We start from the raw sequence: 12,420 nt of genomic DNA, 5'->3' as shown, positions 1-12,420 counted from the left end.
AAGTCATGAAGCATCCGAGTCAGGTCAATCGGAGCATCGATACGATCTCACCAAACCATGCGGATTCTCGCTGAAATCAGCACGCAGACTGAGTGAAAACCAAGGCACTTGCCGCCTGCTATATGAGGATCCTTCTGGAAGCTCTTTTTTCTATGGCAGCATTACGGCAAACAAGACACTCCTCCATGAGACGAGGCAGATAGGCTTCATCAATCTGAATCATGGCCGACCCAAGACATCGAGAGCTAACTACTATGACCCTCAGCGTGATGTAACTCAGGAAGTTACCACGTCGAAGAAAATTCCAAGCCCAAGAGGAAACAGAGCCGATGTCGTCATCGTTTCAAGGTTAGTACTGTCGTACGCCAAAGTCTTGGAAAATGATCGAACACTGGCATCTGTACATGAAATTTACGAGTGCTGGGACGGATTCTTCCCAGGTACAACGACGGCTGTTTCCCTTTCCCTCTGCGAAATTTTGCCGCTGAGAGAGCGCGGCTTTGCGTCGAAAAATAGTTGGCCAGCGCATGTCATCAACAGCCTTGTGGTTGAATGAAATGAGCGGCTTTCGTAGATGCAATCAATCTTTTTCAATATAAGAATACAGCAGACTCTTAGAATTTCGTGCGTAACGCGACTGAGGCTCCTATTCCGATATTGAAATACCGAGGCAAGGCAGCTCGAACTGTGTAGTGGCGCTAGTCGAAGCGCACGTGCCGCACTTCGCCCCCGTCCGGCAGAATTCACGTCGCTCCGGTATGATCGGCAGCCTTGACCGGCGCCCTGCCCGCCTGCGCACCCGACGCGTGCGCCGCGCGCTGCGCCGTCCCACTCCGTCCGCGCAGCCATGTCCACCGCCTCCACCGACCGTCCGACCGACGCCGCCTCGCCCCACTATTCGCGCAGCCTGCTGTTGCTGCTCGCGACGATCGCGGGCGTGTCCGTCGCGAACATCTATTACAACCAGCCGCTGCTCGACAGCTTCCGCTCGGCGTTTCCCGACGGCGCGTCCTGGATCGGCGTGATACCCACCGCGACGCAGCTCGGCTATGCGGCCGGCATGTTCCTGCTCGCGCCGCTCGGCGACCGCTTCGACCGCCGCGGGCTGATCCTGATGCAGATCGCCGGCCTGTCGATCGCGCTGATCGTCGCGGCCACCGCGCCGTCGCTGGCTGTGCTCGCCATCGCGAGCCTCGCGATCGGTGTGCTCGCGACGATCGCGCAACAGGCCGTGCCGTTCGCAGCCGAGATCGCGCCACCCGCCCAGCGCGGGCATGCGGTCGGCACCGTGATGAGCGGCCTGCTGCTCGGCATCCTGCTCGCGCGGACGGCCGCCGGCTTCGTCGCCGAGTATTTCGGCTGGCGCGCGGTGTTCGCCGTATCGGTCGCGGCGCTCGTCGCGCTCGCCGCCGTGATCGTGCTGCGGCTGCCGCGCAGCTCGCCGACGTCGACGCTGCCGTACGGCAAGCTGCTCGGCTCGATGTGGCATCTGGCGGTCGAGCTGCGCGGATTGCGCGAGGCGTCGCTGACGGGTGCCGCGCTGTTCGCGGCGTTCAGCGCGTTCTGGCCGGTGCTGACGCTGCTGCTGGCCGGCGCGCCGTTCCATCTCGGCCCGCAGGCAGCCGGCCTGTTCGGGATCGTCGGTGCGGCGGGTGCGCTCGCGGCACCGTACGCGGGCCGCTTCGCGGACAAGCGCGGCCCGCGCACGATCATCTCGTTTGCGATCACGCTGCTCGCGCTGTCGTACGTGATCTTCGCGTTGTCGGGTACGAGCCTCGTCGGGCTCGTGATCGGCGTGATCGTGCTCGACGTCGGCGTGCAGGCCGCGCAGATCTCGAACCAGTCGCGCATCTACGCACTGAAGCCCGAGGCACGCAGCCGCGTGAACACGGTGTACATGGTGTGCTATTTCATCGGCGGCGCGCTCGGCTCGTCGGCCGGCGTCGCCGCGTGGCGCGGGTTCGGCTGGCTCGGTACGTGCTCGGTCGGGCTGCTGTTCACCGCGCTCGCCGGCTGGTTCCACTACCGCGGTGGCCAGCGCGACTGAGCGCCGCCGGCCACGGCAGGGTCACGCGTCGGCGCGGGGCGCGGCCGGTTCGTCGACCTGCGGTTGCGCGAACGCCGGTGGCGGATCGATCACGGCGGCGGGATCCATCACGGCGCCCGGCGCCGGCACGGCCAGCTGGACGGCGGAAGGCGCGAGAATGGGCGCCGCCTCCGGCATCGCGATCTGCTCGGGTGCGGCGGACGACGCACCCGCCGTCGCCGCCGGCTCGGTAGCCACGGCCGGCGAACTCGCAGCCGCGGCCGCCGCCGCGGGCCGGCGCGCCGGATCGAATACGAACGACAATCCGACACTGCCGAGGATCGCGACGGTCGCGACCACCGTCGCCATCGTCACGGGTTCGCCGAGCAACAGCGCACCGAGCGCAACCGCGACGATCGGGTTCACGTACATGCAGCTGCTCGCGATGATCGGGCTCGTGTGGCGGATCAGGTAGCCGTACGCGACGTACGCGGCTATCGTGCAGAACACCATCAGGTACAGGAACGCGAACACTGGCCCCACCATCAGGTGCTCGATGCGCTCGCCGACCAGCCACGCGACGAGCGTCGAGATCATCCCGCCGAGGCCGATCTGCAGCGACGTCGACAAAAACAGGTCGGACGGCAGCTTGAGCCGCGTCGCGAGATGCGCGCCGCCGGCCCAGAACAGGGCGCCGGCCAGCACGCAGATCGTGCCGAGCGCCGAATTCTGCGCGGCGGCACCGCCCGAATTCAGCACGACGATGCCGACCATTCCGAGCGCGACGGCCGACCACTCGCCTTTCGTGACCGGCCGCCCGGCAACCGCCGCGATCACGGTCGCGAACAGCGGCACCGTGGCCACCATCACCGCGGCCGAGCCGCTGCTGACCAGACTGATCCCGAGCGCGATCGTGCCGGACGACAGCGCGACGAGCATCGTGCCGACGATCCCCGCGTTGCGGATTTCGAGCAGCGTCGGCCATTCGGGCTTGCGCCGCAGCGCGAAGATGAACAGGCCGATCCCGCCGAGCAGGTTGCGCAGCCCCGACAGCAGCAGCGGCGGGAACGACTGCAGCGCGAAATGCAGGCCGCTGTAGGTCGAACCCCAGACGAAATAGATGAAGACGAGCGCCAGCGCCACGCGGCCGCCGCGGCTTTGCGGCAGACGGATCCGGAACGAGAAGCGGGCGAAGAAATCGAGGAGACGGTCGAGCGGCGTCATCGTGCGGCCTGCCCGCACGTCACGCCGCGTGCTCCGCTGAAAGACGCCGGCGATGCCGGCAAACGGCCCTGGCGGGACCGGGAAGGCAGAGCGAACGTGCGGAACGACATGACAGTGCGAACGGCGACGAAAAAGAACCGGCGAGCGGCGGCAGAGGGACAAAAAAAACGCGCGCAACCGCTTCGGCTGCACACGCTCGGCATTATGGCATCAAGGATTCGAAAGCATCGTCGGACGTGTCTGAAAGGATCACGAATGATGTTTCCGCGCGACATTTTTCGGCCGGCGGGCGGGTGAAATCCGGGGCCGGATAAGCAACGTGCATGCGTTGCCGGGGCGTCGATCCGACCCGCCATCCACGACCATCCGTGGCGGTCGGGTCAGCCATCGGCCGAACGGCCAGTCCTGCACGCCGGCCAGCGCTTCCCCCTTATCGTGACGGTCGACCCACGCGCCTCCCGCCCTGCGCAGCCTTCCTTCGAAACCCGCACCACCCATACAAAATTTTGTATGATTCAACCATTCTTCCGCCGAAGCCCGTCGTTTTCGTCGGCAGCGCACTCGCCGATCTTCGCGGCTTTCCGCTGCCCGCGCGACGCGAAGCCGGCCACCAGATCGACCAGGTGCAACGCGGGCTGGCGCCCGACGACTGGAAGCCGATGCGCACCGTCGGCGTCGGTGTGCGGGAAATTCGCCTGCGCGATGCGAGCGGCGCGTTCCGGATCATTGACGTCGCGACATTCGCCGACACCGTCTACGTGCTGCACTGCTTCCGGAAGCAATCGGCGCGTACGACCCGGGCCGATATCGAACTGGCCGCCCGGCGCTACCGCGCGCTGACGATGGAGAGGAAACGATGACCAACGAGCGTTATTCAAGCGTCTGGGACGCAATCGAGGGCCAGCCGGCCGAAGCCGAGAACATGAAGCTGCGATCCGAGCTGATGATCGCGCTCAAGCAGCGCATCGCGCAGCTCGAGCTCAGTCAGGCCCAGGCCGCGAAACAGCTGGGTGTCACGCAGCCGCGCGTCTCCGACCTGATGCGCGGCAAGATCAACCTGTTCGGGCTCGACGCGCTCGTGAACATGGCGGCGGCTGTCGGCCTGCGCGTCGACCTCCAGGTACGCGAATCCGCGTGACGCGTCACGTGCGATGCCCGATGCATCGCGGCACGCGCATGCGCCGCCACCGCGTGCCACGCACCGCTCACGATTCGCTCACGATCCGCCGAACCAGTTGTACCCCTGGTCGACCCAGTAGCCACCCGGAAACGTATCGGTCACGAAGATCTCCATGATGTGCTTCGGGTTCTTGTAGCCGAGCTTGGTCGGCATCCGCAGCTTCATCGGGAAGCCAAATTCCGGCGGCAACCGATGGCCGTCGTAGTCGAACGCGAGCAGCGTCTGCGGATGCAGCGCGGTCGGCATGTCGATGCTCTCGTAGTAATCGTCCGCGCACTTGAAGCCGACGTACTTCGCCCGCGTATCGGCACCGGCGCGCGCGAGAAACGCGCCGAACGGCGTGCCGCCCCAGCGGCCGATCGCGCTCCACCCTTCCACGCAGATATGCCGCGTGATCTGTTCCGCGTGCGGCAGCGCATACAGTTCGTCGAGCGTCCACACGCGCTTGCCCGTCACGCGGCCGGACAACACGAGCCGATACGTCGACGCGTCGACGTGCGGCACGTCGTCGATTCCGTAGTACGCGTTGAACGGGAACGGTCGCGTGATATCGGCTTCGGTGTAGGTCGGCGCGAGCCGCTCGCCGCTGAACAGCCACGCCTGCACGCGGTCGTTCATGCGCGACACCTTCTCGAGGAACGTGTTGACCGACGCGTCGTCCTTCAGCGTGCAGCCGGTCAGCATCGTCAGGCCGCCGATCGTCAGCACGCGCCGGTTGAACAGCCGTCGCGACGGCATCTCGAGCTCGCGGCGCACGTCGAGTTCGAGCGACTTCCGGTCGAGCGTCCAGCGCGAACCGTCGCGCTTGTATTCGGATTCCGACATGATGATTTCCTTCACCCGAAGTTGACGGGTCAGCGCCCGCGCAGCATCGCGAGCAGCGAGCGCGGCACCAGCAGTGCCATCGCGACGTGAACGACAAAGAATGCGACGAGCAGCGACATCGCCCAGAAGTGCACGACACGCGCGTTGTCGTAGCCGCCGAACAATTCGCGCAGCAGCGGAAATTGCACGGATTTCCAGATCGTGAGTCCGGACAGCACCAGCACGACGAGATCGACGATCGCGGTCAGATAGGCGGCACGCTGCACCGCGTTGTAGACGCTCAGGTCGTCGTGCGACAGCCGCCCGCCCAGCGCGGCACGGATGTCGCGCCAGATCGACGCCGGCGTGACGGGCAGCATCTTGCGCGCGAGGCGCCCCGTCGCGATCGACATCGCGAGGTAGAACAGCCCGTTGAAGACGAGCAGCCACATCGCCGCGAAATGCCATTGCAGCGCGCCGCCGAGCCAGCCGCCGATCGTGATCCCGTGCGGGAACGTGAACGGCGGATAGATCGGCGACGCGTCGTAGATACGCCAGCCGGACAGCACCATCAGGATCGCCGCAAGCGCGTTGAGCCAGTGGCTCGCGCGCACCCACAGCGGATGGATCGGGCGCGCGGGCGGCGTGGCGGCCGCGCGGCCGGCGGCAGGAACGGTTTGCATGATGAAGTCTCCCGGAATGGGTCGACGAAACACGATGCGGGCGGGCGGCCGCCGTGCGACGCACGCGCCGGCCGCGCCGCGTCCGCCTCCGTCAGTACGACGGCGTCATCTTGTCGCCCGACGACTTGCCCATCTCGTCGTGCGACATCCCGTCCTTCTTCATCGCGTCTTTCTTCATCGCATGCTTCTTCATGCCGTCCTTCTTCATCGCGTCATGGCCCATCGCATCCTTGGCCATCGCGTCGTGGCCCATCGCGTCCTTCGACATCGACGAACCTGGCTGCGACATGGCGTCGTTCTGCGCATACGCGCCCGTGGCGATCGTGGCGAAAGCAGCAACGCAAGCGGCAATCAGACCTTTTTTCATGACATCTCTCCAAAACATGGGTTTAAGGAGCCGAATAGACGGACGACGTCGCGGGAAATGACAGCCGCTGCGAATATTTTTTTTGAGGTCGCGCGAAAGCGCGCCATGTTGCACCGCGTCGCCACGGCCAGCCAAGCCGTGGCGCCATGCGGCGGCGACGCGCGCTGCCATTTCGACGGGCCATCGTACCGCCCGCCATGCTGCGGCCGCACCGGGGCAGCCGATCCTCTCCCGGTTGAAACCGCCGCCAAGCCAGTGTATCGTGTGCCCTGCTAACGCGGGGGTCCTGCAATGCGTTCGGTCAAACAACCGGCATTGCGGGTGAGAAATACCCTTTGAACCTGATCTGGATAATGCCAGCGCAGGGAAGCGTACGGATTTCACCGCCATCCTTCTGACGAAATCCGCCGCCTCACCAAGCCTCGTCTCCTGCTTAGCTCGAGCCCCACATACGTCAAGGGCTCCGGGCAAGCGCCGAAGCGCCTGTCCGGCGCTCACACAGGAGATTGCATGAACGCCAATCCGAAGTTTCTGTCCGCCGACGCTCATGTCGATGCCGCGGCCGTCGCCCCGCTGCCGAATTCCCGCAAGGTTTATGTCACCGGCTCGCAGCCCGACATCCGCGTGCCGATGCGTGAAATCACGCAGGCCGACACGCCGACCGGCTTCGGCGGCGAAAAGAATCCGCCGATCTACGTGTACGACACGTCGGGCCCCTATACCGATCCGGACGCGAAGATCGACATCCGCGCAGGCCTGGCCGCGCTGCGTCAGGGCTGGATCGAGGCACGCGGCGACACCGAAGTGCTCGGCGGCCTGTCGAGCCAGTACGGCCTCGAGCGCGCGGCCGATCCGGCCACCGCCGACCTGCGGTTCCCGGGCCTGCACCGCAACCCGCGCCGCGCCCAGGCCGGCAAGAACGTCACGCAGATGCACTATGCGCGCCAGGGCATCATCACGCCGGAAATGGAATACATCGCGATCCGCGAGAACCAGCGCCGCGCCGAGTACCTCGAGAGCCTGAAGGCAAGCGGCCCGAACGGCGCGAAGCTCGCCGCGATGATGGGGCGCCAGCACCCGGGCCAGGCGTTCGGCGCAGCGGCCTTCGGCGCGAACGCGCCGGCCGAGATCACGCCGGAATTCGTGCGCTCGGAAGTGGCGTGCGGCCGTGCGATCATCCCCGCGAACATCAACCACCCGGAATCCGAGCCGATGATCATCGGCCGCAACTTCCTCGTGAAGATCAACGCGAACATCGGCAACTCGGCCGTCACGTCGTCGATCGGCGAGGAAGTCGACAAGATGACGTGGGCGATCCGCTGGGGCGGCGACACGGTGATGGACCTGTCGACCGGCAAGCACATCCATGAAACGCGCGAGTGGATCATCCGCAACAGCCCGGTGCCGATCGGCACGGTGCCGATCTACCAGGCGCTCGAAAAGGTCAACGGCAAGGCCGAGGATCTCACCTGGGAAATCTTCCGCGACACGCTGATCGAACAGGCCGAGCAAGGCGTCGACTACTTCACGATCCATGCGGGCGTGCGCCTGCAGTACGTGCCGCTCACCGCGAACCGGATGACCGGCATCGTGTCGCGCGGCGGCTCGATCATGGCGAAGTGGTGCCTCGCGCATCACAAGGAAAGCTTCCTGTACGAACACTTCGAAGAGATCTGCGAGATCATGAAGGCGTACGACGTGAGCTTCTCGCTCGGCGACGGCCTGCGTCCCGGCTCGATCTACGACGCGAACGACGAAGCGCAGCTCGGCGAGCTGAAGACGCTCGGCGAACTCACGCAGATCGCGTGGAAGCACGACGTGCAGGTGATGATCGAAGGCCCCGGCCACGTGCCGATGCAGTTGATCAAGGAGAACATGGATCTCCAGCTCGACTGGTGCAAGGAAGCGCCGTTCTACACGCTCGGGCCGCTGACCACCGACATCGCACCGGGCTACGACCACATCACGTCCGGTATCGGCGCCGCGATGATCGGCTGGTTCGGCACCGCGATGCTGTGCTACGTGACGCCGAAGGAACACCTCGGCCTGCCGAACAAGGACGACGTGAAGGAAGGCATCATCACGTACAAGCTCGCCGCGCACGCAGCCGATCTCGCGAAGGGCCACCCGGGCGCGCAGGTGCGTGACAACGCGCTGTCAAAGGCGCGCTTCGAGTTCCGCTGGGAAGACCAGTTCAACATCGGCCTCGATCCGGACAAGGCGCGCGAATTCCACGACGAAACGCTGCCGAAGGATTCGGCGAAGGTTGCGCACTTCTGCTCGATGTGCGGCCCGCACTTCTGCTCGATGAAGATCACGCAGGACGTGCGCGAGTTCGCGGCGCAGCAGGGCGTGTCGGAAACCGAAGCGCTGAAGAAGGGGATGGAAGTGAAGGCCGTCGAGTTCGTGAAGACCGGCGCCGAGATCTATCACCGTCAGTAAGCGCATGCGGTGATCCGGCGATCCTCGCCGGATCACCTCGCGATTCGCGATGTACGAAGCCCGCTTTCGAGCGGGCTTTTTTGCGCATGTCGCATGCCTGCCTGCGCACCGGGAAACCACCGGAAACAATTCATTACGAAACCACGCGAGCCTTAACAAGTCCTTACAGCAGCGTCGGGGGGCGGCGCGTAGATTGGGTTCATGCGCGGCCGCCGGCCGGTCGCGTGTCCTCCGTTCACAACCGCAAGGACAACGATCATGAATTCGATACGGCGTATTGGGGTATGCGCGCTGCTCGTCGCGACCGTGGCCAGCCTGTCGGCCTGTGACTCGATGACGAGACGCCAGCGCGACACGGCAATCGGTGCAGGTGTCGGCGGCGTCGCCGGCGCAGCAATCGGCGGCAGCGCGCTGTCGACGCTGGGCGGCGCGGCGGCCGGCGGCATCATCGGCAACCAGGTCGGCAAGTAAGCGGCGACGCGCGCCGCGACAGTCAACCAGACGGCGTTTTCGCGGTGCGGAAGCGCCGTTTTCGCATGCGGCGCCGCAACGTGACCGGCAGCCTGCACGGAAATGATCCGTTACCGTTTTGCACACCGTGTCATCGGCGCGCGGCCTAAGCTTAAGCATCTGCCGATTGCCGGCTCCGCCGGAGAGACATCATGAACAGGACCCTCGTCGCCGCGGCGCTCGCGTGCGTGACGCTCGCCGGCTGCTACTACCCGTACGGCTATTATCCTGGCGGCTATTACACGGCTGCACCGGTGCAGCCGGCCCCCGTCTACGTCGATCCGGGCCCCGCCTATTACTATCCGGCACCGGCCTATGCACCTGCGTGGGGCGGCTATTGGGGCCCGGCGCTGTCGCTCAATTTCGGCTTCGGCGGACGCGGCGGCTGGCGCCATCATTGATCGGGCGCGACCGCCGGCTGGCGGCCGCCCCGCGCCGGCAACCGGCGACATTCCCGTTTCTTGCCATTTCATCGAATCGTGAAACGACGGCGTGGTCACGGGGTGTAAGATTCTCCGCATCCGTTCCCCGCCCTTCACGATCGATGTCCCCCAAGAACGCCCTTCTGCTGACTGTGCTCGCTGCCCTGTGGGGTGCGTCGTTCCTGTTTATCCGGATCGGCGTCGTCGATCTGGGCGTCGCGCCGTTGATGGCGTTGCGCGTGGGTATCGGCGCGCTGTTTCTCGCGGGCTTCGCGCTGACGCGCTTCAAGCCCGCCGATCTCGGCGCCCGGCTGCGCCGTCATGCGTGGCCGTTGTTCGTCGTCGGCGCGCTGAACTCGGGCATCCCGTTCTGCCTGTTCGCGTTCGCCGAATTGACGCTGTCGGCCGGCGTGACGTCGGTGATCAACGCGACGACGCCGCTGTGGGGCGCGCTCGTGGCCTACCTGTGGTTGAAGGACAAGCTGTCGCTGCCGCGCGTGCTTGGCCTCGTGATCGGTTTCGCCGGCGTGCTCACGCTCGTGTGGAACCAGATCGCGAGTGCGCACGGCGAAACGGGCGCGACCGCGACCGCGCTCGCCGCCGCCGCGGCGCTCGGTGCGACGCTGCTGTACGGCATCGCAGCCAATTACGCGAAGCGCAAGTTGACCGGCGTCGATCCGCTCGTCAACGCGACCGGCAGCATGATCGGCTCGACCCTCCTGCTGCTGCCGTTCGCGATCGCCACCTGGCCGGCCGCACCGGTCGGCGCACACGCATGGGGCTCGGTACTCGCCCTCGGTGTGGCCTGCACGGGCATCGCGTATTTCATCTACTTCTACCTGATCGCACATGTCGGCCCCGCCCGCGCGATTACCGTGACGTTCGTGATCCCCGTGTTCGGCCTGTTGTGGGGTGCGCTGTTCCTCGGCGAACACGTGACGGCCGTGATGATCGAAGGCTGCGCGATCGTGCTCGTCGGCACCGCGCTCGCGACCGGCGCGATCAAGCGGATTCCCGGGATCCGGCCGCGCAGCGGCGAAGCGACCTGACGATTCATTCGGGCGCACGCACCGCCGTCGGTCGGGCCGTGATGCCTGGCGGCCAGGCGCCAACCATTTGCCGCCACGCTGCGAATGGTGCCGCAGCGCGGCCGGTATTCCTCTGACGGCGACATTCGCTCGCCACGTTCGCACGTCACCGCGCACCCCATGCCGCCGGATTGCCATGTGCGGCGGCGATGCCCTCTTTCACTTCGCGGTGGTCACGCGCGGCGCCGACGCCAGCCGCATACCCGTGTGCGTCTGGAGTTTCCCTGATACGCGAGCGGCCCCATTCCCGTTACACTCCGAACACTTACCCGCAGAAGGCGGCCTCGATGTCCCACGTCCTTTCGCGTCCGCCCGCGCGGGCGACTGCTTCAGCGTGGCGGCGCGCTGCCGCTCCTCCGCTCGACCCCGGGCACCGTTGACATGAAGCCCGCCCGCGATCTCTCGCTCGACTCCCTGCTCGAACGCCTCACGCCGACGCCCGGCGGCTGGCTCGCCACCTATCGCACCACGACGCTGCGCAGCGTGTTCCAGCCCGTGCTGTCGATCACGCACAAGCGGGTCGTCGGTTACGAGGCGCTGCTGCGCGTCGTCGACGCGAACGGCGCGCTGATCTCGCCCACCGCGCTGTTCGACAAGACGCGCGCCGACGCCGACGCGCTGCTGCTCGACCGGCTCGCGCGCTGCCTGCACACGGCCAACTTCGTCGCGCAGGGCATCGGCGACGGCTGGCTGTTCCTGAACGTCACGCCGCGCGTGCTCGACACGGGCCTCGTGCAGCGCGAATTCGTCGAGGCGCTGTGCCGGCATTTCGCGCTGCCGCCGAACCGCATCGTGCTGGAAGTCGTCGAACAGCCCGCGCGTGACGAAGCCGCGCTCGCCCGCACGATCGACATGATCCAGCATCGCGACTTCCTGATCGCGATCGACGATTTCGGCACAGGATTCTCGAACTTCGATCGTGTGTGGCGCGCGCGCCCCGACATCGTCAAGCTCGATCGCTCGCTCATCGTGCGCTCGACCGGATCGGCCGACGATCGCCGCATCCTGCATCACCTCGTGTCGATGCTGCACCAGGCCGGCGCGATGGTGCTTGCCGAGGGCGTCGAGAACGACGACTCGCTGCAGGCGCTGATGGACGCCGACATCGATTTCGTACAGGGTTTCAAGTTCGGCCAGCCCGATGCATCGATCGCACATGCCAGCGCGGCGGCACCCGCCATGCTCGACGCCGCGTGGCAGCGCTTCATCGCCCGCCGGCATACGCCGGTCGTCGCCGAGCAGCCCGGCTTCGACGCGATCGAGCGGCTCGTGCTCACGGGCGCGGCTGCGTTTTCCGCGAGCGGCAACCTGCAGGACGCCGCGCAACGCGTGTTCGCGGTGCCGGCCGCGCGCCGCGTGTTCGTCACCGACGAGACCGGCGAGCAATTCCTGCCGTCGATCGGCGCGCGCACCGACGACGGCCAGGCGGGCGTCACCCGCCTCGCACCGCTCTTCCCGGAAACGCACAGCAACTGGTCGCGGCGCCCGTATTTCCAGCGTGCGATCGCCGCACCCGGACGCGTCGCGCTGATGGGCCCGCACTTCTCGCTGACGGAAGGCCGCGACTGCTATACGGCCGCCGTCGCGATCCGCGCGCAGAGCCGGCTCGTCGTGTTCTGCGTCGATTTCGTGCTCGACAGCGCAGGAACCGTCATGCGGTAACGGGCGCGACGG

12 protein-coding genes and 1 riboswitch are annotated in these 12,420 nt (G+C 66.2%); of the genes, 8 read left to right on the top strand and 4 right to left on the bottom strand.

Features of this window, described 5'->3' with window-relative positions:
* The first annotated feature begins 847 nt into the window (after nucleotides 1-847).
* Nucleotides 848-2,047, top strand: coding sequence for an MFS transporter (locus ACN8ZM_RS06305; protein ID WP_420210776.1), 1,200 nt, complete (start codon nucleotides 848-850; stop codon nucleotides 2,045-2,047).
* 21 nt (nucleotides 2,048-2,068) lie between these two features.
* Here the strand turns inward: ACN8ZM_RS06305 and ACN8ZM_RS06300 are convergent, their stop codons facing one another.
* Nucleotides 2,069-3,250 (bottom strand): EamA family transporter, encoded by a 1,182-nt coding sequence (locus ACN8ZM_RS06300; RefSeq protein WP_420210775.1) that lies wholly within the window; start codon nucleotides 3,248-3,250, stop codon nucleotides 2,069-2,071.
* A gap of 506 nt (nucleotides 3,251-3,756) precedes the next feature.
* Here ACN8ZM_RS06300 and ACN8ZM_RS06295 point away from each other — a divergent pair.
* Together ACN8ZM_RS06295 and ACN8ZM_RS06290 are read left to right on the top strand one after the other, a co-directional pair.
* The gene (locus ACN8ZM_RS06295; RefSeq protein WP_420210981.1) at nucleotides 3,757-4,110 is read left to right on the top strand and encodes a type II toxin-antitoxin system RelE/ParE family toxin; all 354 of its coding nucleotides are present in this window, start codon (nucleotides 3,757-3,759) and stop codon (nucleotides 4,108-4,110) included.
* A complete protein-coding gene (locus tag ACN8ZM_RS06290; protein ID WP_043182145.1) occupies nucleotides 4,107-4,388 on the top strand; it encodes a helix-turn-helix domain-containing protein in 282 nt (93 codons plus the stop codon). Before ACN8ZM_RS06295 ends, ACN8ZM_RS06290 begins: the two co-directional genes overlap by 4 nt.
* Nucleotides 4,389-4,466: 78 nt before the next feature.
* Here ACN8ZM_RS06290 and ACN8ZM_RS06285 read toward each other — a convergent pair whose 3' ends face one another.
* The 3 genes from ACN8ZM_RS06285 to ACN8ZM_RS06275 all read right to left on the bottom strand — a co-directional run bounded on the left by ACN8ZM_RS06285 (nucleotide 4,467) and on the right by ACN8ZM_RS06275 (nucleotide 6,284).
* Nucleotides 4,467-5,255 carry a molybdopterin-dependent oxidoreductase gene (locus ACN8ZM_RS06285; RefSeq protein WP_043182143.1) on the bottom strand — a complete coding sequence of 263 codons (789 nt, stop codon included), beginning with the start codon at nucleotides 5,253-5,255 and terminating at the stop codon, nucleotides 4,467-4,469.
* 29 nt (nucleotides 5,256-5,284) lie between these two features.
* Nucleotides 5,285-5,917 (bottom strand): cytochrome b/b6 domain-containing protein, encoded by a 633-nt coding sequence (locus ACN8ZM_RS06280; RefSeq protein ID WP_420210774.1) that lies wholly within the window; start codon nucleotides 5,915-5,917, stop codon nucleotides 5,285-5,287.
* A gap of 91 nt (nucleotides 5,918-6,008) precedes the next feature.
* On the bottom strand, nucleotides 6,009-6,284 hold the full coding sequence (locus ACN8ZM_RS06275; protein WP_043182139.1) for a pentapeptide MXKDX repeat protein: 276 nt from the start codon (nucleotides 6,282-6,284) through the stop codon (nucleotides 6,009-6,011).
* Between the two features lie 269 nt (nucleotides 6,285-6,553).
* Nucleotides 6,554-6,670, top strand: a riboswitch (TPP riboswitch).
* A gap of 124 nt (nucleotides 6,671-6,794) precedes the next feature.
* Here ACN8ZM_RS06275 and thiC point away from each other — a divergent pair.
* The 5 genes from thiC (at nucleotide 6,795) to ACN8ZM_RS06250 (ending at nucleotide 12,408) form a co-directional block, all read left to right on the top strand.
* Entirely contained in the window at nucleotides 6,795-8,726 is a 1,932-nt protein-coding gene (gene thiC / locus ACN8ZM_RS06270; protein WP_048024440.1) for a phosphomethylpyrimidine synthase ThiC, read from the top strand.
* A gap of 258 nt (nucleotides 8,727-8,984) precedes the next feature.
* Nucleotides 8,985-9,197 carry a glycine zipper 2TM domain-containing protein gene (locus tag ACN8ZM_RS06265; protein WP_043182137.1) on the top strand — a complete coding sequence of 71 codons (213 nt, stop codon included), beginning with the start codon at nucleotides 8,985-8,987 and terminating at the stop codon, nucleotides 9,195-9,197.
* Between the two features lie 191 nt (nucleotides 9,198-9,388).
* Entirely contained in the window at nucleotides 9,389-9,637 is a 249-nt protein-coding gene (locus ACN8ZM_RS06260; RefSeq protein WP_043182136.1) for a hypothetical protein, read from the top strand.
* 143 nt (nucleotides 9,638-9,780) lie between these two features.
* Nucleotides 9,781-10,707 carry a DMT family transporter gene (locus tag ACN8ZM_RS06255; RefSeq protein ID WP_420210773.1) on the top strand — a complete coding sequence of 309 codons (927 nt, stop codon included), beginning with the start codon at nucleotides 9,781-9,783 and terminating at the stop codon, nucleotides 10,705-10,707.
* 420 nt (nucleotides 10,708-11,127) lie between these two features.
* Nucleotides 11,128-12,408, top strand: a complete 1,281-nt coding sequence (locus tag ACN8ZM_RS06250) for a sensor domain-containing phosphodiesterase (protein ID WP_043183106.1) — start codon at nucleotides 11,128-11,130, stop codon at nucleotides 12,406-12,408.
* The last annotated feature ends 12 nt before the right edge of the window (nucleotides 12,409-12,420 follow it).

The sequence above is a fragment of the Burkholderia aenigmatica genome, assembly GCF_048627025.1.
GTDB lineage: Bacteria > Pseudomonadota > Gammaproteobacteria > Burkholderiales > Burkholderiaceae > Burkholderia > Burkholderia aenigmatica.
The sequence above is the reverse complement of the archived record's forward strand: the minus strand, read 5'-3'. Positions and strand labels throughout refer to the sequence as shown.

Bases quoted from the DNA above. Each gene is read 5' to 3' on its own strand.
- ACN8ZM_RS06305 (WP_420210776.1), top strand. From the start codon at position 848: ATGTCCACCGCCTCCACCGACCGTCCGACCGACGCCGCCTCGCCCCAC.
- ACN8ZM_RS06300 (WP_420210775.1), bottom strand. From the start codon at position 3,250: ATGACGCCGCTCGACCGTCTCCTCGATTTCTTCGCCCGCTTCTCGTTC.
- ACN8ZM_RS06290 (WP_043182145.1), top strand. From the start codon at position 4,107: ATGACCAACGAGCGTTATTCAAGCGTCTGGGACGCAATCGAGGGCCAG.
- ACN8ZM_RS06285 (WP_043182143.1), bottom strand. From the start codon at position 5,255: ATGTCGGAATCCGAATACAAGCGCGACGGTTCGCGCTGGACGCTCGAC.
- ACN8ZM_RS06280 (WP_420210774.1), bottom strand. From the start codon at position 5,917: ATGCAAACCGTTCCTGCCGCCGGCCGCGCGGCCGCCACGCCGCCCGCG.
- ACN8ZM_RS06275 (WP_043182139.1), bottom strand. From the start codon at position 6,284: ATGAAAAAAGGTCTGATTGCCGCTTGCGTTGCTGCTTTCGCCACGATC.
- thiC (WP_048024440.1), top strand. From the start codon at position 6,795: ATGAACGCCAATCCGAAGTTTCTGTCCGCCGACGCTCATGTCGATGCC.
- ACN8ZM_RS06265 (WP_043182137.1), top strand. From the start codon at position 8,985: ATGAATTCGATACGGCGTATTGGGGTATGCGCGCTGCTCGTCGCGACC.
- ACN8ZM_RS06260 (WP_043182136.1), top strand. From the start codon at position 9,389: ATGAACAGGACCCTCGTCGCCGCGGCGCTCGCGTGCGTGACGCTCGCC.
- ACN8ZM_RS06255 (WP_420210773.1), top strand. From the start codon at position 9,781: ATGTCCCCCAAGAACGCCCTTCTGCTGACTGTGCTCGCTGCCCTGTGG.
- ACN8ZM_RS06250 (WP_043183106.1), top strand. From the start codon at position 11,128: ATGAAGCCCGCCCGCGATCTCTCGCTCGACTCCCTGCTCGAACGCCTC.